General features: G+C 32.9%; 23 protein-coding genes and 2 other RNA genes. 15 read left to right on the forward strand and 10 right to left on the reverse strand.

All coding sequences use genetic code 11. The features are described 5' to 3' along the window. The first annotated feature begins 2 nt into the window (after positions 1 to 2). From sucC to virB9, 8 genes are all read left to right on the forward strand, one after another. Positions 3 to 1,169, forward strand: a complete 1,167-nt coding sequence (gene sucC, locus EF513_RS03450) for an ADP-forming succinate--CoA ligase subunit beta (protein ID WP_125216022.1) — start codon at positions 3 to 5, stop codon at positions 1,167 to 1,169. A 12-nt stretch (positions 1,170 to 1,181) separates the two neighbouring features. Continuing rightward, positions 1,182 to 2,060: a succinate--CoA ligase subunit alpha gene (gene sucD, locus EF513_RS03455; protein WP_125216023.1), complete on the forward strand. Its 879-nt coding sequence runs from the start codon at positions 1,182 to 1,184 to the stop codon at positions 2,058 to 2,060. A 23-nt stretch (positions 2,061 to 2,083) separates the two neighbouring features. After that, positions 2,084 to 4,936, forward strand: a complete 2,853-nt coding sequence (locus tag EF513_RS03460) for a 2-oxoglutarate dehydrogenase E1 component (protein ID WP_125216024.1) — start codon at positions 2,084 to 2,086, stop codon at positions 4,934 to 4,936. Between the two features lie 9 nt (positions 4,937 to 4,945). After that, entirely contained in the window at positions 4,946 to 6,118 is a 1,173-nt protein-coding gene (odhB, locus tag EF513_RS03465) for a 2-oxoglutarate dehydrogenase complex dihydrolipoyllysine-residue succinyltransferase (RefSeq protein WP_125216025.1), read from the forward strand. Between the two features lie 8 nt (positions 6,119 to 6,126). Beyond that, complete coding sequence (gene lpdA, locus EF513_RS03470; protein WP_125216026.1) at positions 6,127 to 7,533, forward strand: dihydrolipoyl dehydrogenase; 1,407 nt, start codon at positions 6,127 to 6,129, stop codon at positions 7,531 to 7,533. Positions 7,534 to 7,538: 5 nt separating this feature from the next. Then, on the forward strand, positions 7,539 to 7,802 hold the full coding sequence (locus tag EF513_RS03475) for a hypothetical protein (RefSeq protein ID WP_125216027.1): 264 nt from the start codon (positions 7,539 to 7,541) through the stop codon (positions 7,800 to 7,802). Positions 7,803 to 8,565: 763 nt separating this feature from the next. Further along, on the forward strand, positions 8,566 to 9,261 hold the full coding sequence (locus tag EF513_RS03480; protein WP_125216028.1) for a VirB8 family type IV secretion system protein: 696 nt from the start codon (positions 8,566 to 8,568) through the stop codon (positions 9,259 to 9,261). Between the two features lie 16 nt (positions 9,262 to 9,277). After that, positions 9,278 to 10,066, forward strand: a complete 789-nt coding sequence (virB9, locus tag EF513_RS03485; protein WP_125216029.1) for a P-type conjugative transfer protein VirB9 — start codon at positions 9,278 to 9,280, stop codon at positions 10,064 to 10,066. Here the strand turns inward: virB9 and EF513_RS03490 are convergent. Together EF513_RS03490 and EF513_RS03495 are read right to left on the reverse strand one after the other, a co-directional pair. Then, positions 10,037 to 11,044, reverse strand: a complete 1,008-nt coding sequence (locus tag EF513_RS03490) for a 3-dehydroquinate synthase (RefSeq protein ID WP_164503814.1) — start codon at positions 11,042 to 11,044, stop codon at positions 10,037 to 10,039. The two genes, virB9 and EF513_RS03490, sit on opposite strands and share 30 nt — an antisense overlap. A 1-nt stretch (position 11,045) precedes the next feature. Further along, positions 11,046 to 11,585 (reverse strand): shikimate kinase, encoded by a 540-nt coding sequence (locus tag EF513_RS03495; protein ID WP_125216031.1) that lies wholly within the window; start codon positions 11,583 to 11,585, stop codon positions 11,046 to 11,048. Between the two features lie 59 nt (positions 11,586 to 11,644). On the opposite strand from EF513_RS03495, the gene EF513_RS03500 reads away from it, so the two are divergent. Beyond that, positions 11,645 to 12,544 (forward strand): tyrosine recombinase, encoded by a 900-nt coding sequence (locus EF513_RS03500; protein ID WP_125216032.1) that lies wholly within the window; start codon positions 11,645 to 11,647, stop codon positions 12,542 to 12,544. Here the strand turns inward: EF513_RS03500 and EF513_RS03505 are convergent. The 7 genes from EF513_RS03505 to EF513_RS03535 all read right to left on the reverse strand — a co-directional run bounded on the left by EF513_RS03505 (position 12,535) and on the right by EF513_RS03535 (position 15,792). Continuing rightward, positions 12,535 to 13,098 (reverse strand): 5-formyltetrahydrofolate cyclo-ligase, encoded by a 564-nt coding sequence (locus tag EF513_RS03505; RefSeq protein ID WP_125216033.1) that lies wholly within the window; start codon positions 13,096 to 13,098, stop codon positions 12,535 to 12,537. The two genes, EF513_RS03500 and EF513_RS03505, sit on opposite strands and share 10 nt — an antisense overlap. Before the next feature lie 11 nt (positions 13,099 to 13,109). Further along, positions 13,110 to 13,269, reverse strand: a non-coding RNA gene (gene ssrS, locus EF513_RS03510) — 6S RNA. Further along, on the reverse strand, positions 13,256 to 13,396 hold the full coding sequence (locus EF513_RS03515; RefSeq protein WP_125216034.1) for a hypothetical protein: 141 nt from the start codon (positions 13,394 to 13,396) through the stop codon (positions 13,256 to 13,258). The genes ssrS (EF513_RS03510) and EF513_RS03515 overlap by 14 nt, the downstream gene beginning before the upstream one ends. 99 nt (positions 13,397 to 13,495) lie before the next feature. Next, positions 13,496 to 13,655: non-coding RNA, 6S RNA (gene ssrS / locus EF513_RS03520), on the reverse strand. Beyond that, positions 13,642 to 13,956 (reverse strand): cell division protein ZapA, encoded by a 315-nt coding sequence (locus EF513_RS03525; protein ID WP_125216035.1) that lies wholly within the window; start codon positions 13,954 to 13,956, stop codon positions 13,642 to 13,644. Before EF513_RS03525 ends, ssrS (EF513_RS03520) begins: the two co-directional genes overlap by 14 nt. Continuing rightward, on the reverse strand, positions 13,943 to 14,215 hold the full coding sequence (locus EF513_RS03530) for a hypothetical protein (RefSeq protein ID WP_125216036.1): 273 nt from the start codon (positions 14,213 to 14,215) through the stop codon (positions 13,943 to 13,945). Before EF513_RS03530 ends, EF513_RS03525 begins: the two co-directional genes overlap by 14 nt. Beyond that, the gene (locus EF513_RS03535; protein ID WP_125216037.1) at positions 14,215 to 15,792 is read right to left on the reverse strand and encodes a SulP family inorganic anion transporter; all 1,578 of its coding nucleotides are present in this window, start codon (positions 15,790 to 15,792) and stop codon (positions 14,215 to 14,217) included. Before EF513_RS03535 ends, EF513_RS03530 begins: the two co-directional genes overlap by 1 nt. 15 nt (positions 15,793 to 15,807) lie before the next feature. Between EF513_RS03535 and EF513_RS03540 the strand changes: the two genes are divergently transcribed. Further along, positions 15,808 to 16,329: an inner membrane-spanning protein YciB gene (locus EF513_RS03540; RefSeq protein ID WP_125216038.1), complete on the forward strand. Its 522-nt coding sequence runs from the start codon at positions 15,808 to 15,810 to the stop codon at positions 16,327 to 16,329. Positions 16,330 to 16,332: 3 nt separating this feature from the next. On the opposite strand, the gene EF513_RS03545 is transcribed toward EF513_RS03540, so the two are convergent. Beyond that, entirely contained in the window at positions 16,333 to 16,959 is a 627-nt protein-coding gene (locus EF513_RS03545; RefSeq protein WP_125216039.1) for an L-threonylcarbamoyladenylate synthase, read from the reverse strand. 29 nt (positions 16,960 to 16,988) lie between these two features. Between EF513_RS03545 and EF513_RS03550 the strand changes: the two genes are divergently transcribed. The 5 genes from EF513_RS03550 (at position 16,989) to EF513_RS03570 (ending at position 21,851) form a co-directional block, all read left to right on the forward strand. Further along, positions 16,989 to 17,633, forward strand: a complete 645-nt coding sequence (locus EF513_RS03550; protein ID WP_125216040.1) for a ParA family protein — start codon at positions 16,989 to 16,991, stop codon at positions 17,631 to 17,633. Positions 17,634 to 17,706: 73 nt separating this feature from the next. Further along, entirely contained in the window at positions 17,707 to 19,563 is a 1,857-nt protein-coding gene (gene mnmG / locus EF513_RS03555) for a tRNA uridine-5-carboxymethylaminomethyl(34) synthesis enzyme MnmG (protein ID WP_125216041.1), read from the forward strand. Beyond that, on the forward strand, positions 19,557 to 20,189 hold the full coding sequence (gene rsmG, locus EF513_RS03560) for a 16S rRNA (guanine(527)-N(7))-methyltransferase RsmG (protein WP_125216042.1): 633 nt from the start codon (positions 19,557 to 19,559) through the stop codon (positions 20,187 to 20,189). Before mnmG ends, rsmG begins: the two co-directional genes overlap by 7 nt. Further along, positions 20,161 to 20,973, forward strand: coding sequence for a ParA family protein (locus EF513_RS03565; RefSeq protein WP_125216043.1), 813 nt, complete (start codon positions 20,161 to 20,163; stop codon positions 20,971 to 20,973). The genes rsmG and EF513_RS03565 overlap by 29 nt, the downstream gene beginning before the upstream one ends. Next, positions 20,970 to 21,851, forward strand: a complete 882-nt coding sequence (locus EF513_RS03570) for a ParB/RepB/Spo0J family partition protein (RefSeq protein WP_125216044.1) — start codon at positions 20,970 to 20,972, stop codon at positions 21,849 to 21,851. Before EF513_RS03565 ends, EF513_RS03570 begins: the two co-directional genes overlap by 4 nt. Positions 21,852 to 21,855: the final 4 nt, after the last annotated feature.

The following is a 21,855-nucleotide window of genomic DNA, read 5'->3' on the forward strand; positions in this document are numbered from 1 at the left end:
TAATGAATATTCATGAATATCAAGCCAAACAAATTCTAAGAAAATATGACGTACCTGCATCTAAAGGGGTTGTATTAGTTAATATTAATGAATTTGATAGTAAAATAGGAGAGCTTAATACTAATTTGTATGTAGTAAAAGCTCAAATCCATGCTGGCGGACGTGGTAAAGCAGGTGGCGTAAAGCTTGCTAAAACAAAAGAAGAAGCTAAAGAATTTGCTAGCAAGATGTTTGGAATGACTTTAGTAACTCATCAAACAGGGCCTGAAGGACAAGTAGTACGTAAGGTATATATCGAAGAAGGTTCTGATATAGCTCACGAATTTTATCTAAGTTTAGTATTAGATAGAGCTACTTCATCAGTAGTGGTAATGGCTTCACGAGAGGGCGGTGTAGATATTGAAGAGGTGGCAGAAAATAGTCCTGAAAAAATTATTAAATTTGCTATTGACCCTGCAACCCATCTGCAAGACTTCCATACAAGAAAGCTTGGATTTGGTTTGGAATTAGATAGTAACCAACAAAAGCAGATGGCCAAATTCTTAAGCAACCTTTATAAGGCTTTTATAGCCACAGATGCAAGCCAGATTGAGATTAATCCGCTTATTTTGAATACTAAAGGCGATCTTCTTGCCTTAGATGCCAAGTTCAATTTAGATGATAATGGTTTATTTAAACATGCCGCAATTGCTGAAATGAGAGATTTAGATGAAGAAGATCCATTAGAGCAACGTGCAGGTAACTTTGGTTTGAGTTATATTAAAATGGATGGTGATATTGGCTGTATGGTTAATGGTGCAGGTTTAGCAATGGCCACTATGGATATTATTAAATTAAATGGTGGAGAGCCTGCAAACTTCTTGGATGTTGGTGGTGGCGCTAATAAAGAAAAAGTGTGTGAAGCATTTAAGATTATCCTGTCTGACTCTAAAGTAAAAGGTATTTTGGTTAATATCTTTGGTGGTATTATGAGATGTAATATTATTGCCGAGGGAATAATTGCTGCTGCTAAAGAGGTGGGGATATCTGTCCCGCTAGTGGTAAGGCTTGAAGGTACCAATGTAGACCAAGGAAAACAAATATTGGCAAGCTCAGGGTTAAATATCATTGCGGCCGATAATCTAGGTGATGCTGCACAAAAAATTGTTAAAGCTGTATATAATAAATAAAGGTAGTTAGAGATGAGCGTATTAATTAATAAAAATACTAAAGTTATCTGCCAAGGTTTTACAGGCTCCCAAGGTACCTTTCATTCGGAGCAAGCAATTGCATATGGTACCAAAATGGTTGGAGGAGTAACTCCTGGTAAAGGTGGACAGACTCATTTAGGGTTACCTGTATTTAATAGTGTAGAAGAAGCGGTTATAAGAACTAAAGCGGACGCTTCGGTAATTTATGTTCCGCCTGCATATGCTGCTGATTCAATTTTAGAAGCTATTGATGCTAAAGTTCCACTGGTAATCTGTATTACCGAAGGTATACCGGTGCTTGATATGATGAGAGTTAAAAAAGCTCTTCAAGGTTCTAATACTAGGCTGATAGGGCCAAACTGTCCGGGGGTTATTACTCCTGATGAATGCAAAATAGGTATTATGCCAGGTCATATCCATAAAAGAGGCAACATAGGAATAGTTTCAAGATCTGGAACTTTAACTTATGAAGCGGTAGCACAAACCACAGCATTTGGACTTGGGCAGTCAACTTGTATTGGAATAGGTGGTGATCCAATCAATGGCACCAACTTTGTTGATTGTTTAGAAATGTTTTTAGATGATCCAGAAACTGAAGCAGTTATCATGATTGGTGAAATAGGTGGTGATGCTGAGGTAAATGGTGCAGAATTTTTTAAGCAATCTAAAAGCAAAAAACCGGTAGTTGGCTTTATTGCAGGTCAAACTGCGCCAAAAGGCAAGAGAATGGGGCATGCTGGTGCTATTATTTCAGGTGGTAACGATAGCGCTGAATATAAGATAGAAGCAATGAGAAAAGCGGGTATTGTTGTAAGCGAATCACCTGCGGATATTGGTGCTACTATGGCTAAAATACTAGGAAAAATTTAAAATTATAAGATTTGGGCTGCGAAATGTCTTTAAATGATAAAAATTCTTATCTTTTTGGTAGTAATGCTATTTATATTGAAGAAATCTATCAAAAATACCTTACAAACCCTGCTTCTGTTGATCTTTCATGGCAAGAATTTTTTAATTCTCATCAAGATAAGTTAGAACATGTAACTAAAAATGTTGAGGGTCCTTCTTGGCATAAAAGAGGTGTTACAGTTACTAAAATAACAGAAGATGTTGCGCCTGTAACCGCTCAGAGCAAAACAGTTTCAAATAGCGAAATTTTATATTTTAAAGCTATTTTGATGATTGAGGCTTTCAGAGCTAAAGGGCATTATTTAGCAGAGTTAGATCCTTTACAATTAGAAATTTTACCTAAAGCAGAAGATATCGGCTTAAATATTGAAAATTTTGGATTTAAAGAAAGCGATCTTAATCAAGAAATTGATATAAAAAACTTTATTCCTAATATTACTAAAGTAACGGTAAAGGACTTAGTTGTTTTTCTTAATTTAGTATATTGCTCATATGCAGGGATTGAAATAAGCCATTTGAGAAGCAAAGAAGAAAGAGATTGGTTTTACCATAAAATAGAAACAGAGGTTTTCTCAAAACATCTTACTAAGGAACTAAAGCAGCAAATAGCAAAATCTTTAATAGAGATAGAAGGATTTGAACAATTCCTACATGTTCGTTTTCAGGGGGCTAAGCGCTTTTCAGTAGAAGGTGGAGAAACCTCTGTAATGGCTGCAGAGCAGATAGTAGAAAAATCTGCAGAGCTAGGAATTAAAAGAGCTATATTTGGCATGGCGCATCGAGGTAGACTTAATATGCTTACAAAGGTATTAGGTAAGCCTTATGTGGCAATGCTTTCAGAATTTCAGGGTAATTTACCATTCCCTGAAGAAATGGATTTTTTAGGGGATGTTAAATATCATTTAGGTTATTCATCGATTAAAAAAACTACTTCTGGTAATGAAATTTCAGTCTCAATGGTACCTAACCCATCTCATTTAGAAGCTGTCAATCCGGTAGTTGCAGGAAAAGTAAAGTCTGAACAAGATTTATTAGTTGCCCAAGAAGGAAAGGATAAACATCAAGCTAGAAAAGAGATATTACCTATTTTATTACATGGTGATGCAGCTTTTTGCGGTCAGGGAATAGTAGCTGAAAGCTTGATTATTAATGAAGTAGAAGGTTATAACGTTGGTGGTATAATTCATATTATTACTAATAACCAAGTTGGCTTTACTGCTAATCCGAAAGATGGAAGAAGTTCTAGGTATCCGTCTGAATTTGCTAAAATAACAGCAGTTCCTATAATTCATGTTAATGGTCAGCATCCAGAACTTGTGGCAAAGCTTGCAAGATTGATGGTGGAATATCGTCAGACTTTTAACAAAGATGTTGTAATGAACTTAGTTTGTTTTAGACTTTATGGTCATAATGAAAATGATGAGCCGTTCTTTACTCAACCATTAATGTATGAAAAAATAAGCAAGAAACAAGGAATTGTAGATTCCTATACTAGCAAGCTTATTAATGAAAATATTATAAATCAAACCTTTATTGAAGAAGCTAAAACCAGTTTTAGAAATTATCTTGAGAAAGAGTTTGAGGTTTCTAAAGATTACAAACCAGCCAAAGCTGACTGGTTATCAGGAAAATGGTCTAAATGTAAGCAATCTACTAGTAAAACTATAAAAGTTCAGCCTCTTACCGGGGTTAAAGAAGATATATTAAAAGCTATAGGGAAAGGCATTGTTAATGTGCCAGAGAGCTTTAATATAAATTCAAAAATAGCAAGGCAGCTTAATCAAAAACAACAGATGTTTGAAACAGGTGAAGGGATTGATTGGGCAACAGGTGAAGCGCTTGCTTTTAGTTCTTTATTGCTAGAAAATTATACTGTTAGATTAAGTGGACAAGATTGCGGAAGAGGGACCTTCTCTCATCGTCATTCCGTGTGGCATGATCAAGTTAATGCAAATAAATATATGCCTTTCAACAAACTATCAAGCTCCCAAGGAGAGTATCAGGTGTATGATAGTCCTTTATCCGAATTTGCGGTAATGGGCTTTGAGTATGGTTATGCTTTAGCGCACCCTGATAGTTTGGTATTGTGGGAAGGCCAGTTTGGTGATTTTGTTAATGGCGCTCAAGTAATGATAGATCAATATATTGCTTCTGCTGAAACCAAATGGTTTAGACAAAATGGGCTTGTGCTATTGCTTCCTCATGGTTATGAAGGCCAAGGACCCGAGCATACTTCCGCCAGATTAGAGAGATTTTTACAACTTTGTGCTGAAGATAATATGGCCGTTTGTTATCCAACTACGCCGGCGTCATACTTTCATTTATTAAGAAGGCAGCTCAAAAGAGAATTTAGAAAGCCTCTAATTATAATGAGTCCAAAGTCGTTATTAAGGCATAAATATGCGGTCTCTAGTCTAAAAGATTTTAGTGAAGGTGCTAAATTTAAACCGGTATTAGAAGAGCAAGATAACCTAGAACCAAGCCAGGTTAAGAAAGTAGTTCTTTGCAGTGGGAAAATATATTACGACCTGTACGAGGAAAGGCTTAAATTAGAGAAAAAAGATGTAGCTTTAATTAGATTAGAGCAGCTATATCCTTTACCTGAGCAAGAAATTAAAGAGCAACTTGATAAATATAAAAATGCTGAAGTAATTTGGTGTCAAGAAGAGCCAAAGAATATGGGAGCATATCAATATATATTCGGTAATCTTATTGATATATTTAATTTAAAAGTTAAATATATCGGAAGGAAGGTTGCTGCTTCTCCTGCGACAGGATACACCAGAATTCATAATAAAGAGCAAGCTGCAATTTTAAAACAAGTTTTTGAAAACTAGGAGATTTAAATGTCTGTTGAGATTAAAGTTCCATCACTTGGTGAATCAGTAACTGAGGCAACTGTTGGAAAATGGTTAGTGAAAGAAGGAGATGCGGTTAAGCAGGATCAGAATTTAGTTGAGCTTGAAACCGATAAAGTAACTATGGAAGTTACCTCTCCTGCGGCTGGGCTTATTGAAAAAATAAGCATTCAAGCTGGTGCTACTGTAGAAATCGGTGCTATTTTAGGATTGTTAAAAGCAGGTGATTTCAAAGCTACTGCCAATGAGCAAAATAAAGTAGAAAGCCCTGAACCAAAAGCTCAGGAAAAATCACAAGAAAGCAAAATTTTATCTCCAGCCGCTCAAAAGTTAGCTATTGAAAATAATATTGCTTCTCAAAATATTTCAGGCACTGGAAGAGATGGTAGAGTTACAAAAGGTGATATATTAGATGCTGTTAACAAGCCGAGTACTATTATGTCCCCTGCTGTTTCTGCAGATAAACCGGTAGAAATTGTGCCGATGACTAGATTGCGGAAAAAGATAGCAGAGCGTCTTAAGGAATCTCAAAGTACCGCAGCTATGCTTACTACCTTTAATGAAGTAGATATGTTTGAGGTAATGGAACTAAGAAAGAAACATAAAGACGCTTTTGAAAAGAAATTTGGCGTTAAAATGGGTTTCATGTCTTTTTTTGTAAAAGCAGCAGTAGCCGCGCTTAAAGAGTTGCCAGCTGTTAATGCCGAAATTAGTGGTGAGAATATTATTTATAAAAATTACTATGATATAGGCGTTGCTGTAGGTACAGAGCAAGGGCTGGTGGTTCCTGTAGTTAAAAATGCAGATAAGCTATCTTTTGCTGGTATTGAAAGTGAAATAATGAACCTAGCTAAAAAAGCAAGAGATGGAAAACTTTCCATGAGTGATTTATCAGGCGGAACATTTTCTATTACTAATGGTGGAATCTATGGTTCTTTGATGTCTACTCCTATCATTAATCCTCCACAAGCGGGCATTTTAGGAATGCATAAAATTGAAGAAAGGCCAAAAGCTTTAAAAGGACAAGTAGTCATTAGACCAATGATGTATATAGCTTTAACTTATGATCACAGGTTGATTGATGGTAAAGAGGCAGTAACTTTTTTAGTTAAAATAAAAGAAAGTATAGAAAATCCAGAAAAATTATTATTAGATTTATAGGTTAAAATATGGCAGATAAATTTGATTTAGTAGTTATCGGGGGCGGTCCTGCAGGTTATGTGGGTTCGATTAGAGCTGCCCAGCTGGGAATGAAGGTTGCTTGTGTAGAATACAGAAAGACTTTAGGTGGTACCTGTTTAAATGTAGGATGCATTCCATCAAAAGCTTTATTGTACTCTTCAGAATTATATGAAGAAGCTAAACACAACTTTGCAGGCTATGGAATTGAAGTAGATAATGTTAAGCTTAATCTTGCTCAAATGCTTGCCAAAAAAAGTGAAGTAGTCAAAACCCTTACCAAAGGGATTGAAGGGCTGTTTAAAAAAAATAAAATCACACATTATAACGGATTTGCTACCCTTAAGGACAATAATACCATAGAAATTAAAAAAGCAGATGGTTCAGTAGAAGAAATTAAAGCTGAAAAAGTTTTAATTGCTACTGGTTCAGAATCGGCCAATCTTCCAGGTATTGAAATTGATGAGAAGAATATAATATCTTCTACTGGAGCTCTAGAACTGAGCAAGGTTCCAGAAGAAATGATAGTAATTGGCGGAGGATATATAGGTCTTGAAATGGGATCTATCTGGCGTCGCTTGGGAAGCAAGGTAACGGTTATAGAGTTTTTAGACCGAATTGTTCCAGCAATGGATTTAGAGGTAGGAAAAGAATTTAAGAAGATTTTAGAAAAGCAAGGAATAGAATTCAAGTTAGAAACTAAAGTCCTCAGTGCTGCTACTAAAAATAATAAAGTTGCGTTGGAAATTGAGTCGGTAAAAAATGGTGAACAAACAAAGCTTATAGCTGATGTGGTTTTAGTTTCAATTGGTAGAAAACCATTTACTAAGAATTTAGGGTTAGAAAATCTTGGAATTATCACTGATAAAATGGGCAGAATTGAAACCAATGAACATTTCCAAACATCTATTCAAAATATTTATGCAGTTGGAGATGTTATAAAGGGGCCAATGCTCGCACACAAAGCTGAGGAAGAAGCCATAGCTGCGGTTGAAATCATGGCTGGTCAAGCAGGACATGTAAATTACGATTGTATACCAGGAGTAGTATATACTCATCCAGAAGTAGCCTCAGTTGGAAAAACAGAGGAAGAGCTTCAATCTTTAAATATAGAGTATAATAAAGGAAAATTTCCTTTTATGGCAAATTCTAGAGCTAAAGCTGTTGGCCAAGAAGAAGGATTTGTAAAGATCCTAGCTTGTAAAAAAACAGATGAGGTCTTAGGTGTACATATAATAGGACCAGATGCTGGAACTTTAATCCATGAAGCTGTTATATTAATGGAATTTAGAGGCGCAAGTGAAGATTTGGCTCGTATCTGTCATGCTCATCCAACTCTTAATGAAGCAATAAAAGAAGCGGCCCTATCAGTTCTGGGCAGAAAAATCAATATGTAAAGCTAATGAGCTATTTTGATCCAAATAAAATAGAAATTATTATAAAAGCTATAAAAGAGGCTGATCGAGGCCTCTTTTTTATTGCTGATTACGAAAAACAGGCCATTAATGTTATTAAGCTTTTAGAAAAAAGCGGTTATAGAATATTGCCAGTGCAACCTACTAAGGATATGATCAAAATAGGCGTCAATACTATTAAACTAGGTACAAATGATCCTGAGAATTTGGTAAAAGAAATTTTTAGCTCCATGCTCAAGGAAGTAAAGTAGCCTGCTTTTCCTGTAAGGCGGTGCGCCAGTATGTAAGTGGCGTGTTTAGCCTTGAGTAATAGCTGGTAGATATCAAGTATAGTTAACCAAATTGCCAAAACGTCTTTTGTAGCTATGTTTGGCTATTTAAATAGATTATACAAAAATTTTATTAATGTTTGTAAATAATAGATTTTATAATTAAGCCAATAATGCTTGATATTTTTAAACAAAGCTTGTTAAGTATTTAAGGCTAAAAGTGCTTTAAATACTTTTTGTAAAAATTATAAATACAATATTGTTTAGTAAAAAATACAATCATATGTTATTAGATATAAAAAATTATCTCTGAGGTTATTTGTAATATGTTTTATAGTTTATTCAAATTTATACATGTTCTGCTAGCTTGTTTGTTAATAGGGGGGCATGTATCCTATTCATTTTTCTATCTGCAAGAGAACAAGGTTCCTTTCAAAAATTTAATGATTATATTATTACTTTTGCAGGTTGTTACAGGGTTTTATTTATTACATATAGCAGGATTTTATATTTATGATTTATGGTTACTAGCGTCTATAATTATGACAGCAATAAGTATTGCTACGCAGCTATTATTTTTAATTAAAAAGTCATTAAATGATTGTTACCATAAAATCAATTTAGTACATATAATATTATTAATTAGTACTTTATTTTTAATGGTATGTAAGCCCGAGTTTGATTAACTAGTTGAAAATAAGCTTTAAATATATTAAAATATAAATAATTAAATGTCTGTAGTAGTATGGATGAAATAACTAAATCAATATATAGTTCTTATAAATCTGGTAAGTATTTTGAGGATGCTATTGAATGGTATGGCCTAAAATATCTTTATCCTACCGCTCAGCGGCTTAATTTTTTATTCTACATAATTCTTTTGGCTTTAGTAGCCTATATGCTTGCTGATACTTCTTTAAAAATCTTAGAAAAGCCTGAAAAATATATATATATGGTTAATTTAGAAAATTCAATTACTACTAAATCAAGCATTAAAGAATTAGAGCATCCTGTTTCCTCTCAGTTGGCAATAGCTGAGATGCTTATTAGGCAGTTTGTTATTAAGTATGAATCGTATGATTATTTTCAAATACCTAAACAATTTGAGTATATAAAAAATAATTCTTCGAGAGAGGTCGCCTTAAGCTTTTATCATAAAATGGATTTAAGTAATAATAATAGCCCTATACTTAAATATCAAAAACATTCTAAAATAGTTATTAGCGATATAAAGGTTGAATTTTACGATAGTTTTAAGCCAGATAACGGGAGAGCTATTGTAACATTAAAAAAGAATATAATATCTACATCTTCTTCCTCAAAAGTTATAGAGGACGTAATGTTGACATTAGATTATGAACTAACCGATATAGAAAAAATTGTGAATAAACAAAAATCTTTGATTTTTATCGTAAAAGAATATATTATAAATAATAGTTAATTTGTTAATAGAAATTATGAAAATTTTTTTAGTTGCTCTTATGTTTTTCTCTTTAACTAATAACTCTTGGGGGTTAAGAGAGCCTCGTGCAATGCCGATTGATAGCAGGCTTAGAGTGCTTGTCTATAATCCAGAAGACGTATTTAAATTTATAGGATTCTATGGATATCAAGCTAGTATGGAGTTTGATGATACTGAAGTAATAGAAAGTATATCCATGGGTGATTCAATAGCGTGGCAGGTAGTACCGTCTGGAAAAAGGTTGTTTTTAAAGCCTGTGGAACCTAATGCTACTACTAATATGACTCTTATTACTAACAAAAGAGTATATCATTTTGAACTGCATGCTAAAGACGCGATTGATATTAATGATCCCGAAATGATTTTTAATGTTAAATTTATTTATCCTGATGAAGACTTTAACGCTAATATTAAAAACTATGCCTCAAGCAGCCAATTGCCGGATCTTGATCATCCTGAAAAGCTAAATTTTAATTATACTCTTTCAGGAGCAGATTCTATTTCTCCTATAAAGATATTTGATGATGGAGAGTTTACTTATTTTGAATTTAGAGATAAGAATGCCGAGATACCTGCATTCTTTCTAATTGACTCAACAGGCAAGGAAGCTTTAATAAATTATCGTGTTGCAGGTAAATATATTGTAATTGAAAGAGTAGCAAGCCAGTTTACTTTACGAAATGGTGCTGATATTGTGTGCATATTTAATGAAGTTCGTCCAATAGATAATGAGTTGCTAAATAAGCCCTCACAGTTAAATGCCAGTAAACGTATCGATAAATGAATCTAAACTGATTTGGTGTAGCTGAGCTTCGCCTATTTTATTAAAAATAGTAATTGAAAGTGAATGGTCGCTAAGCTTTTTATCAAATTTGATAGCGCGCTTAATAGGTTCTTTAAAGTTTAAGTAATCAAAGTTAACAGTAAGATTATACTTTTCTATTAGGTTTTCTAAGTAAGGCTCTATTGTACTTTTATTTAATCCCAGTTTATGAGTAATTTTAATTTCAAGCAACATTCCTAATGCAACTGCAAAGCCATGAGGTATATTAAAATTACTTATAGATTCTATAGCGTGCCCTATCGTATGGCCAAAGTTTAAGATCTTTCGTATGTTGGCATCTTGTATATCTTGATTAACAATGTCTAGTTTAGTTTTAATAGCTAGTGTAATAATTTCACTTATTTGATTAAAATCAGTGGTTAGATAGTTTTTAGATAGCAATTTATCATACAAGCTATAATTTGAGGTAAATGCAATTTTAATAATTTCTGCAAGTCCTGAGCTTATTTCTTTTTTATCTAAGCTATTTAAAAATTTATCACAAATAATAACAGTATGACTAGGATAAATAGTACCTATAATATTTTTAAGGTTTGTAACATTAATTGAATTTTTGCCTCCAATACTGCTATCAACCATTGATAAAAGAGTGGTAGGGACCAGGCAGAGCTTTATTCCTCTAAACAGTATTGAAGCAATAAACCCACAGATATCTGAAATTACCCCTCCGCCAATTCCTATTAAGAGGCTATCTTTAGAAATTTGGCCATTTACCAATTGCGCTATTAAGCTTGATACAACATTTAAATTTTTAATATTCTCATCTACTGTAATAATATATTTATTAGAGAAAACTTCGAATAAATCAGGATAATGCTTAACAATTTTTTGATCTATTATGAAGTGTTTATCTTTATTTATAGAGGTTAAATAGGCAATAATAGAATTTAAATCATTATAAATTAATAATTGATGCATGTTATGAGATATATTCTTCAATAGACTTAAGTATTGACTGTACCATGTGACCATGTGATTGGACTTCGCTATCTACTGATATATCAGCTTGGCTATAAATTGGGTAACGCTTGGACACTAGTCCTTCCATCACTAACAAAGTATCTTTTCCATCAATTAAAGGACGCGAAGTGGTTTTTCTAGCTACTCTTTCAACTAATATATCTATGTTAGCCTTTAGCCAAATAGAAATACAATATTGTTTAATGGCTTTTCTAATGGTTTCGTTGATAAAGGCACCTCCACCTGTGGCAATCACCATAGGAGTTTTTCTCTCAATTAAAGACATAATTGTTTTAAGCTCAACTTTTCTAAAATATTCTTCACCTGCATAAAAAAATATATCTGCAACCGAGCAGCAAGCTATCTTTTCAACTTCTTGGTCAATATCATAAAAAGGTAAATCCAATGCTTTAGAAAGTCTATAGCCTACAGTGGTCTTTCCTGCGCCCATAATACCAACCAGTACTATCGGCTTATTTAAGTTTTTTATCAAATTCATGTTTAAAGCAAATTTTTTTGATATAATATGTTAAAACTATTATCAAATCCAATATTTTTATGGAAGTTATTAAAAGTTTTCTTGAATATCTACAATCTGAAGTTACCTCATCTTTAAATACTATAGAATCATATAAGAATGATTTGCTTAGGTTAGAGTCATTCATAGCAAGTAATAATTTAAACATTACTAATATTACCGCCGATGTTTTAAATAACTTTATTAGCAAGCTTATTATAGACCGATTTGCAATTTCTACAGTTAATCGGAATATTTCTGTCATAAAACATTTTTTTAATTATTTAGTAGAAGAGGGGATTATTAGAGAGTCGCCTGCAATTAATTTAGAATTATTACAGCTTCCTAGGAATCTACCTAAGTTTTTATCACTATTTGAAGTTAAAGCCTTGCTAGAAACCGCACAGGCGTGGCAATCACCAAAGTTTTATATAATGTTAGAATTATTATATGCGACCGGTATGAGAGTATCTGAGCTAGTTTCGTTAAAATATTCGTCTCTAAAATTTGAGCAAGGTAAAATACTGCCGTTTTTAATAGTAAAAGGTAAAGGTAACAAAGAAAGATTGATACCGCTTCATTTAAAGATATGTAATCTACTTGCAGAATATTTAAAAGACTTAGATAGCAACGGCTTATTTTTATTTCCTTCTACTAGCAAGGAGGGGTATGTAACTAGGCAAAGATTTGGGCAATTTCTAAAAGAGATTGCTATTCGGAGTAATATTGATCCAGTTAAAGTTTCCCCACATATATTAAGACATAGCTTTGCTACCCATATTTTAGAAAATGGGGCGAATTTAAAGCTTATTCAGGAATTGCTAGGGCACGCTGATATAAGTACTACACAAATATATACTCATCTGACTATGAATAAGCTTGCAAGCATTGTTAAAGATTTTCATCCTTTATCACAAGGTAAAAAGCCTGGTCAGCTATAATTATAAATGTTTTTCTCAGTTATCAAATAATCTAGTTTAATATCATGCTTTTCTTGAAAGAGAAGTTCGGTTAGTTGCATTTCGAAACCTACCCCGATTAATAATGGTAATTTAGGTAGCGATGCAATGGTTTTATCATAATAACCCTTGCCGTAACCGATTCTATAACCTTGATTGTTAAATACAATGCCTGGAACTATTATTATATCAGGCGCTTGGTTGCTTGTTATGTCGCCAGCGGGTTCAAGCAATGTACTATTAATATAACTTGATATTAATTCATGGTTCATTTTTAGAAAAATAAGTTTTGCATCACATATTTTGGGTAATAAAATAATATTATCTTTTAATAAACTAGCTAATTCTAAAATATTTGGCTCGTTGAAGATGGGGTAATATATAGCTATATTCTTACTTACAGAAGGGGGATAAAGGCTTAAAGTTGTAAGTAGGTTATGAGTAATTATAGAAGAATCAAAATTATAAGTATTAGGTAAAATTCCTTTCCTTAAGTTTAGATATTCTTTTCTTAATTGAGATTTTAATGAAGACATATTGAAATATTGATGAAACCACTTTAGCCGTAAGCAGGATTAGTCCGCACTGACCCTTTTTGTTAAGGTGGGCGCCATGTTATAATACCTAAGTATTATAAGAGATAGCTCCCCAAAAAAATACTTATCGGTCCAAGGGAAACATAATTCTTACGTACTAAGCAGCCCCATCATTTATATGATATAGGTTTTCCAGTTTTTCGGCAAGGTTTTCTATGTGTTCTGCGGCAGAATTTATTGTTTCAGTAACTGCTTCATCTTTAATGGTAGTTTTTAGCTCTTCAAACTCATCTAGCATTAGTAGTGAATGGAGTACTAGAAGATGATCTTGACTTGCAGTAGGAAACTGCTTGTTTAATTCCTTTAATAGATTTTAATAAAGACATATTAAAATATTGATGAAACCACTTTAGCCGTAAGCAGGATTAGTCCACACTGACCCTTTTTGTTAAGGTGGGCGCCATGTTATAATACCTAAGTATTATAAGAGATAGCTCCCCAAAAAGATACTTATCGGTCCAAGGGAAACATAATTCTTACGTACTAAGCAGCCCCATCATTTAAATGATATAGGTTTTCCAGTTTTTCGGCAAGGTTTTCTATGTGTTCTGCGGCAGAATTTATTGTTTCAGTAACTGCTTCATCTTTAATGGTAGTTTTTAGCTCTTCAAACTCATCTAGCATTAGTAGTGAATGGAGTACTAGAAGATGATCTTGACTTGCAGTAGGAAACTGCTTGTTTAATTCCTTTAATTTGGAATCTAATATAGTTGATACCCTATTTAAGTGAGGTACTTGTTCAGGTAAACAATAAATACTGTAGCTTTTATTATTTATTTTTAAGCTAATTGCTGACATGCTCTTGTTGTTGCTCTATTAATAAGTTTAGTTGCTTAATTGTTTCGGTTAATTCTTCAGCTATTTCGTGCGTTGTAGATTTTGATTTTAAAAGTTGCTTTTTTAAACTTTCATTTTCTGTTATAACTTCTTTTAATTTTAGTTCTTGTTGAGCTAATTCGTAAGAGGTTGCATTTTTAATAAGCGTTTTTTCTATAGCATTTTCTAATCTTTCAATAGCTTTAGCTAAACGATTTTTAGTTGTAAGCAGTTTATTCATTAAATATCTACAAAATTATCATACATTACTTGGTTTTCTTTACTAAGATAAATCCTAACCTTCGAAGGATCAATAGTTTTATTAAAATTTATCACTTCTGCAATCGCAGTAGTATCCTGTAATATAGCATTTTTAAAATTTATCTCTATTATGCTATTGGTTGAACCCTTAACAATTCTTGATAATTGATTAACAATACGGGTAGAGTTGGCAAAAAATATGGTGCCGCTTATATTTACCAATTTACTATTTGGTGTGTGCTCTATTTCGATTTTAGTTAGATTGGCAATTTCAAAAATTTTGATAAAGAAACTTATGAACATTGCAACAGATACTCCTGCAATCATATCAAATATGGCTGTAAGTAACATTGCTGTAAGTAATATTATTATATCAAATTTATGGCGAGACTTAAGAATTTGTTTAACTTCTTCTATATGAAGCATGTTAATTGCTACAGTAAACAACAAGGCTGATAAGCAGCTTAGAGGGACATATTTTAGGAAAGAAGAAAATGAAAATATATAGAGATAAATAAATAATGCACAGAGCATTCCGGCAATTGGAGACTTTGCTCCTAAACGGATGTTTGTTGCTGTGCGTGCTAATGCGCCTGTAGCAGGCATTCCCATTATAAAAGCGCATAATAAGTTTGAAATACCTATACCCATAATTTCACTATGAGGATTGTGTTTAGTCTGAGTCATGTTATCTGCCATTCTTGCGGCTAGTAATGATTCTAAGGCTGCTAAAATGCCAATCACTAGTGCAGCTGGCATGACAGCAGGGATAGTCTCAAAGCTAAAATTACTAACAATAACTTCGAAAAAATCTTGGTTGATTTTAAAAGGATTGCCGCTTCCACCACCTGAGTTTGCCACATCATTAATAGTTTGAACAGTAAACCCAAAATGCTTAAAAATCAAAGTAGCAAGAATAGAAGATATAATTGCTAATACAAAAGATGGAATTTTGCTTAAATACTTAATTTTAAGTTTGTTAATATTTTTTATAATTAGTATAGAACTAATGGAAATGAATATATCAGGTAGATTAATATTAGTAATGTTTTTCGCAAGTACGTATAGTTTGGTAAAAAGATAGCCGTTTAATTTAATATTAATGCCTAATATATCTTGTAACGAGATAACTATTAAAACAACTGCAATACCTGAGGTAAAACCGACTACTACTGGGTGAGGGATAAAATATACTAAGCTGCCAGTCCGAGTCATAGCTAGTAAAATCATTATCAAAGCTGCAATGGTTTGAGCTAGAATTAAGCCATTAAGGCCGTATTTGCTAACAATAGGAGCAAGGATAACGATGAAAGCTCCCGCAGGGCCACTTATTTGATATTTTGCTCCACCTAATAAAGATGTAAAAAATCCAGCCACAATTGAAGTGTAAATGCCCGTTGCCGGTGGAAGTCCTACAGCAATTGAATAGGCCATTGCTAACGGAAGGGAGATCAAAGATATTATAAATCCAGCAAGCAAATCAGATTTAAACTTGTAAAAATTATAGCCTTGCTTTAAGGTTTGTCTTATGGCAGTCGCAATTTCAATTTTAAACATCAGTTTGGAAAAATAATGAATTTATTATTAGAACTTATACCATTATTAATTTTTTTTGCATCCTATAAGTTGTCTAATTTAATAATAGCTGCAATAATATTTTCGCTTAGTACAATTGTTGCTAATCTAATCAGTTATTTAGCTTATAAAAAAATTTCATATATCAATCTTTTTGGGGCAGTTGTTGTGAGTTTTTTTGCAATAATTTCCTATTTTACAGGTAACCCAATTTTTATCAAACTTAAGCCTACAGTAATTAATGTAATTCTAAGTGTTATACTAATGATAGGGGTGATTAACCGTAAGTATTATATAAAACATCTTCTTCCTTCAGGTGCTCAGCTAGATGAGCAGTTACTTAGATCAATCTCTTATAGATTTAGTGGGTTTTTTATATCACTAGCTTTAATAAATGAATTAATTTGGCGAAATTTTTCTGAACAGATTTGGGTGAACTTTAAAGTTTTCGGGATTCTGGGATTAACCTTCGGATTTTTAATTGTGAATTTTAAAGTTTTTAAAAAGCTTACGGATTAAAAATTATTTTATAATTTTTTTGATATCCGCTGCCGTGATAATGCCTTCTCTCAATATTAAAGTTACGGAAGAAGACACATCTAATACGGTTGATGGAATGCCTAGTGTTGATTCTCCACCATCTATTATTAATTTAATATCAGCTTCTTCTCTAAAATACTGTGTGATTTCGTAAATATTTGAGCTGCTTTTTTCTCCGGATATATTTGCGCTTGTGGCTACTAAAGGATTGTTAAAGTTTCTGAGTAGGTTTAAAGCAAACTCATTTTGAGGAATTCTAAAGCCAATTTTGTTATTAGTTGTAAAGCTTAATTTTTCTGCCATTGAAGGTTTAAGGTTGGTCACATAAGTGATAGGCCCTGGGGAAAAGTGCTTTGAGAGTGTTTTGATAATGCTGTTGATTTCTACAAATGGTTCAGCCTGTTTTAAGTCTGAGCATAGTATCGCAAGAGGTTTGTTTCTATCGCGTTTCTTTAGGTTGTATATTTTGTTAATAGCGTCTTGATTGTTAATGTCGCAAGCTAAGGCGTATACAGTTTCTGTAGGAAAGCAGACTAAGCCCCCTTGATTTAAAATTTCTATGGTTTTTTTTATTGCTAAATGGTTGTTTTCTGGAATAATTTTTAACATTGTGTAATTTTAAGTTGGTTATATAGGCAATGAATAGCAAAGTTATTGTTGTGGCACAACAAAAAGGTGGAGTAGGAAAATCTACAATATCAATTAATTTAGCCGTAAATTTTTTTCAATTAGGACTTAAAACTTTAATTGTTGATATAGACCCTCAAGGTTCGGTTAGTCGTTGGTTTGAAAGGCGCCAAGAGATTATGGGAGATAGGCTCACAGGTGTTAAGTTAATCGCAAGCTCTGCTTGGAAATTAGCATCAGAGATAACTTCTTATAAATTTAAATTTGATATCATTATTATTGATAGCCCTCCGCATACTGAATCAGATATTAAACAAGTTTTAAAATGTTCTGATCTTGTTATAATTCCTCTTCAGCCCAATAGTTTTGATTTATGGGCGGTAGATAAAATAGTTGATATTTGCGACTATGAAAGAGTTAATTATTTAATGGTTTTGAATAGAGTTAGTCCTACTAAAAAAGGCTTAGAAAGTATTTATCAAAAATATGGAAAAAATCTCTCCAAGAATATTCTAGGTAATCGTGTCGCTTTTAACTCTGCTATAATTCAAGGCAAAGGAATAAGTGAATTTGATCCAAAAAGCCAGGCATATGAAGAGTTAAAATTTATCAGTGATGAAGTGTTAAAAAAATTAAAAGTTAATTACCAAATGTAATTTACTTGAAGTTATTTAATATTTGCGTTATTAAGTTGATCAAATAATTATAAATGTTTCACGTGAAACAATCATGACAAAATATTACGATGTAGTTGTAATTGGAGCCGGGCATGCTGGCATTGAAGCCGCCTGCGCTTCGGCACGATTAGGTGCTGCCACTTTATTGATAACGTTAAAGCCTGACAATTTAGGCGAAATGTCCTGCAATCCTGCCATAGGTGGCATAGGTAAGGGGACTATTGTCCGTGAAATTGATGCTCTTGATGGTATAATGGGAAGGGCTATAGATTATGCGGGCATACATTTTAAAATGCTTAATCAGAGTAAAGGTCCTGCTGTTCATGGGCCAAGAGCGCAAGCGGATCGGAAGCTATATAAAGAGTTTATGCATAATGAACTTACAAACTATAAAAACCTAAGTATTTTGTTTGATTCGGTTGAGGATATAATTCTTGATAATAATCAAGTTGACGCAGTTTTAACTGTTGTGAACGGTAAAATTAACACTCGATCGGTGGTATTAACTACAGGCACTTTTTTAGATGGGTTAATCCATATTGGGGCAGTAAAGATCCCTGCTGGTAGGGTTAATGAAAATCCCTCCATAGGATTGTCTAACACTTTAAAAAGGTTTGACTTTAAACTGGGTAGGCTAAAAACAGGTACGCCGCCGCGCTTAGATGGCAGAACAATCAATTGGGATATATTAGAAACTCAGGTGGGTGATACAGTACCTCAGCCATTTTCATACTTAAACACAGAAATTACTACTAAGCAAATTAATTGCTATATTACCCATACTAATGCGCGTGTACATGAAGTTATTCAAAAAAATAAAACTTTATCCCCAATGTATAATGGACAAATTGAATCAAAAGGTCCCCGTTATTGCCCCTCAATTGAAGATAAAATTTCTCGTTTTGCAGATAAAGAAAGGCATCAGATTTTTTTAGAACCTGAAGGTTTAGATGATTTTGTGGTATATCCAAATGGCATTTCTACCTCTCTTCCTGAAGATGTTCAAAGAGAAATTGTTGCAAATATAGTAGGATTAGAAAAAGCAGAATTTATTAGACCCGGTTATGCAATTGAATATGATTATGTAGATCCCAGAGAATTATACCCAACGTTAGAAACCAAAAAGATAGGAAGCTTATTTTTGGCAGGCCAAATTAACGGAACTACAGGATATGAAGAAGCGGGAGGCCAGGGGATTGTAGCTGGTGTTAATGCTGCTCTTAAATTATCTAATAAAGAGTTTATACTAGAAAGATCAAGTTCATATATTGGTGTAATGATAGATGATTTAATAACAAAAGGTGTGGCTGAGCCTTATAGGATGTTTACCTCGCGTTCTGAGTTTAGGCTCTCTTTAAGAGCCGATAATGCAGATTTAAGATTAACTAATCGAGGAGTTGAATTAGGCTTAGTAAGCAAAAAAAGAGAAGAGCTATACACAAATAAAATGATACAAATTACTAATCTGAAAAATGATTTGCTTTTAGAAAGCTACTCACCCAACCATCTTAAAAGCTATGGTCTTAATCTAAACCAAGATGGGGTAAAAAGAAGTTTGTTTGAGTTGTTATCTTATCCTAATATTACCCTGGCTAATTTTCTAGCAATTAAATCTAGTTTGAACAATTATAGTGACGAAGCCAAAAGAGCAGTCGAAATAGAAGGGTTATATAGACCATATTTAGATCGTCAAGAACAGGATATTAAAATCATTCAACAAGAAAATAATATGTTGATTCCTAATGATCTAAGTTTGAAAAATATTAAAGCTTTGTCAATTGAGATTGTAGAAAAAATTGAAATGTTTAAACCCAAAACTGTTGCTCAGTTAAGACAAATACAAGGCGTTACTCCGGCAGCTATCATAGCAATTATTTTACATATCAGAAAGGTGTATAAAAGTTGCTAAATTTAAAGTATTTAGAAAAGTTTGATTTAAATGTTCCACGTGAAACATTAGAGAAAATAAATGCATATCTGCTTCTCTTAGACAAATGGAATAAAACTATAAATTTAGTAGCAGAGAAGAACATACAATCAGAAAGTTTCTGGAATAGACATGTAATAGATTCATTGCAACTAATTAAGCATATTAGCCGCAATTCAGAAATTAGTGATTTAGGCTCTGGGGGCGGTTTTCCTGGAATTATATTAGCAATTTTTGGATATAAAGTAACTTTGTTTGAAATAGATCGACGAAAGTCAATTTTTTTAAAACAAGTAGTTCAAAATTTAGGACTGGATGCTATAGTAGAAAACCTAGATATAAATGTATATGATACCAATTTATCTGCTGTAATTACAGCGCGAGCATTTACTGCTTTAGATAACTTAATAAAAATAGTATATAAAAAACTACCTGAGAAACATAAATTAATATTACTTAAGGGTGAAAATTATCAGCAAGAGATAAATAAGGCATTGTCAAAATACCATATGAATATTAGTCTTGATGAATCAATAACTAATCAGAATAGCAAAATAATAATTATCTCAGATATAAAAGATGCATCAAAAAATAATAGCGATAGTTAATCAAAAAGGCGGAGTTGGTAAAACTACTACTGCTATCAACGTTGCAACTGCTTTTGCTGCAACTAGAAAAAAAGTATTGCTTATTGATTTAGATCCGCAGGGGAATGCTTCAACTGGTGTGGGAGTAGAAATTTCTAATAGAGAAAAGACTATATATGAAGTATTAATAGATGAGGTGAATATTCAAGATGCCATTATTACTACTTTTATCCCAGGCCTAGATATTATTAGCTCTACAGTTGACTTAAGCGCAACCGAAATAGAGTTAATTAATATTCCCAAACGGGAGTATGTGCTACAAAGTAAAATAGCTGAAATTAGTAATAATTATGATTTTATAATTATAGATTGTCCTCCTTCTTTAGGAATGCTAACAATTAATGCTTTAACTGCAGCAAAAGGAGTGGTAATTCCTTTGCAGTGTGAATTTTTTGCTCTTGAGGGGCTTGCTCACTTATTAAAATCTATTAACCTCATCCAGCAAAAATTGAATCCTGAATTACAAATAATTGGGGTGCTGCTGACAATGTATGATAGACGTAATAGATTAACCGAAGCGGTGGAGCAGGATGTAAGGGGTTGTTTGGGTGATTTAGTGTTTCAAACTGCTATACCTAGGAATGTTAAGCTAACAGAAGCTCCTTCTCATGGCAAACCAGCCATTATATATGATCACAAATGTTCAGGATCTCAAGCGTATGCATATCTAGTTAAAGAAATGTATAATAAATTTAAAAATGATCGAAACGACAATAGTGTTAAAAATAAAAGAGTCGCAATATGAAGAATAAAACATTGGGTAAAGGGCTATCAATTCTTCTAGGAGAGCATGAAGAATTTTTAAAAAATATTACCGAGAAAAAGGGCGGTAATAATAACAGTACTGGAGAAAATATAATTGATATTGAGTTAATTAGACCAGGAAAGTTCCAACCTAGAAAGCATTTTAGCGAAGAGTCTTTGCAAGAGCTTGCTCAATCGATTAAAAGTAAAGGGTTAATTCAACCTGTTATTGTTCGTAAAATTGAAGATTATTATGAAATAATTGCAGGAGAAAGGCGTTTTAGAGCAAGTAAAATAGCAGGTTTAACTAAGCTACATGTTGTAATCATCAACATTACAGATAAAGAAGCGTTAGAGTTTGCACTGCTTGAAAATATTCAGCGAGAGAATTTATCCCCTATTGAAGAGGCCGAAGCTTATCAACAGCTAGTTGAAAAATTTGCTTATACCCAAGAGCAATTAGCTAATGAATTAGGTAAAAGTAGAAGCCATATTACAAACTTACTTAGGTTACTTAATTTGCCTGATAAGATTAAGGGCTATCTTGATAAAGGGCAGTTAACAGTAGGGCATGCAAAAATTTTAGTAGGCAATATCCATGCTGAAGAAATTGCTGATAACATTATTGAAAAAAAACTATCTGTAAGAGAAGTCGAGAGTTTACTTAAAAATCCAAATAAACTTAAGCTAAGCCAGCAACCAGCCAATAGTAATATTACTACTAATAAAGATGACGAACTGATAACTATTCAAAATAGTTTAGCAGAACATTTAGGAATGAAAGTTAATATTGAAAATGCCCAAAATGGTGGCAAGGTTACAATACACTTTAATAACTTAGAACAATTTGATCGGCTAATACAAAAAATTACCGGCTAGCTAA

This window comes from Rickettsiales endosymbiont of Stachyamoeba lipophora (assembly GCF_003932735.1).
GTDB lineage: Bacteria > Pseudomonadota > Alphaproteobacteria > Rickettsiales > 33-17 > RICK01.

Excerpts from the sequence above, each read along its gene's own strand:
- lpdA (WP_125216026.1), top strand. The coding sequence starts at position 6,127 with ATGGCAGATAAATTTGATTTAGTAGTTATCGGGGGCGGTCCTGCAGGT.
- mnmG (WP_125216041.1), top strand. The coding sequence starts at position 17,707 with ATGACAAAATATTACGATGTAGTTGTAATTGGAGCCGGGCATGCTGGC.
- EF513_RS03550 (WP_125216040.1), top strand. The coding sequence starts at position 16,989 with ATGAATAGCAAAGTTATTGTTGTGGCACAACAAAAAGGTGGAGTAGGA.
- EF513_RS03565 (WP_125216043.1), top strand. The coding sequence starts at position 20,161 with ATGCATCAAAAAATAATAGCGATAGTTAATCAAAAAGGCGGAGTTGGT.
- EF513_RS03480 (WP_125216028.1), top strand. The coding sequence starts at position 8,566 with ATGGATGAAATAACTAAATCAATATATAGTTCTTATAAATCTGGTAAG.
- virB9 (WP_125216029.1), top strand. The coding sequence starts at position 9,278 with ATGAAAATTTTTTTAGTTGCTCTTATGTTTTTCTCTTTAACTAATAAC.
- EF513_RS03535 (WP_125216037.1), bottom strand. The coding sequence starts at position 15,792 with ATGTTTAAAATTGAAATTGCGACTGCCATAAGACAAACCTTAAAGCAA.
- EF513_RS03525 (WP_125216035.1), bottom strand. The coding sequence starts at position 13,956 with ATGTCAGCAATTAGCTTAAAAATAAATAATAAAAGCTACAGTATTTAT.
- EF513_RS03515 (WP_125216034.1), bottom strand. The coding sequence starts at position 13,396 with ATGCTAGATGAGTTTGAAGAGCTAAAAACTACCATTAAAGATGAAGCA.
- EF513_RS03490 (WP_164503814.1), bottom strand. The coding sequence starts at position 11,044 with ATGCATCAATTATTAATTTATAATGATTTAAATTCTATTATTGCCTAT.
- EF513_RS03540 (WP_125216038.1), top strand. The coding sequence starts at position 15,808 with ATGAATTTATTATTAGAACTTATACCATTATTAATTTTTTTTGCATCC.
- EF513_RS03495 (WP_125216031.1), bottom strand. The coding sequence starts at position 11,585 with ATGAATTTGATAAAAAACTTAAATAAGCCGATAGTACTGGTTGGTATT.
- sucD (WP_125216023.1), top strand. The coding sequence starts at position 1,182 with ATGAGCGTATTAATTAATAAAAATACTAAAGTTATCTGCCAAGGTTTT.
- EF513_RS03475 (WP_125216027.1), top strand. The coding sequence starts at position 7,539 with ATGAGCTATTTTGATCCAAATAAAATAGAAATTATTATAAAAGCTATA.
- EF513_RS03500 (WP_125216032.1), top strand. The coding sequence starts at position 11,645 with ATGGAAGTTATTAAAAGTTTTCTTGAATATCTACAATCTGAAGTTACC.
- EF513_RS03545 (WP_125216039.1), bottom strand. The coding sequence starts at position 16,959 with ATGTTAAAAATTATTCCAGAAAACAACCATTTAGCAATAAAAAAAACC.
- EF513_RS03530 (WP_125216036.1), bottom strand. The coding sequence starts at position 14,215 with ATGAATAAACTGCTTACAACTAAAAATCGTTTAGCTAAAGCTATTGAA.
- EF513_RS03460 (WP_125216024.1), top strand. The coding sequence starts at position 2,084 with ATGTCTTTAAATGATAAAAATTCTTATCTTTTTGGTAGTAATGCTATT.
- EF513_RS03570 (WP_125216044.1), top strand. The coding sequence starts at position 20,970 with ATGAAGAATAAAACATTGGGTAAAGGGCTATCAATTCTTCTAGGAGAG.
- odhB (WP_125216025.1), top strand. The coding sequence starts at position 4,946 with ATGTCTGTTGAGATTAAAGTTCCATCACTTGGTGAATCAGTAACTGAG.
- sucC (WP_125216022.1), top strand. The coding sequence starts at position 3 with ATGAATATTCATGAATATCAAGCCAAACAAATTCTAAGAAAATATGAC.
- EF513_RS03505 (WP_125216033.1), bottom strand. The coding sequence starts at position 13,098 with ATGTCTTCATTAAAATCTCAATTAAGAAAAGAATATCTAAACTTAAGG.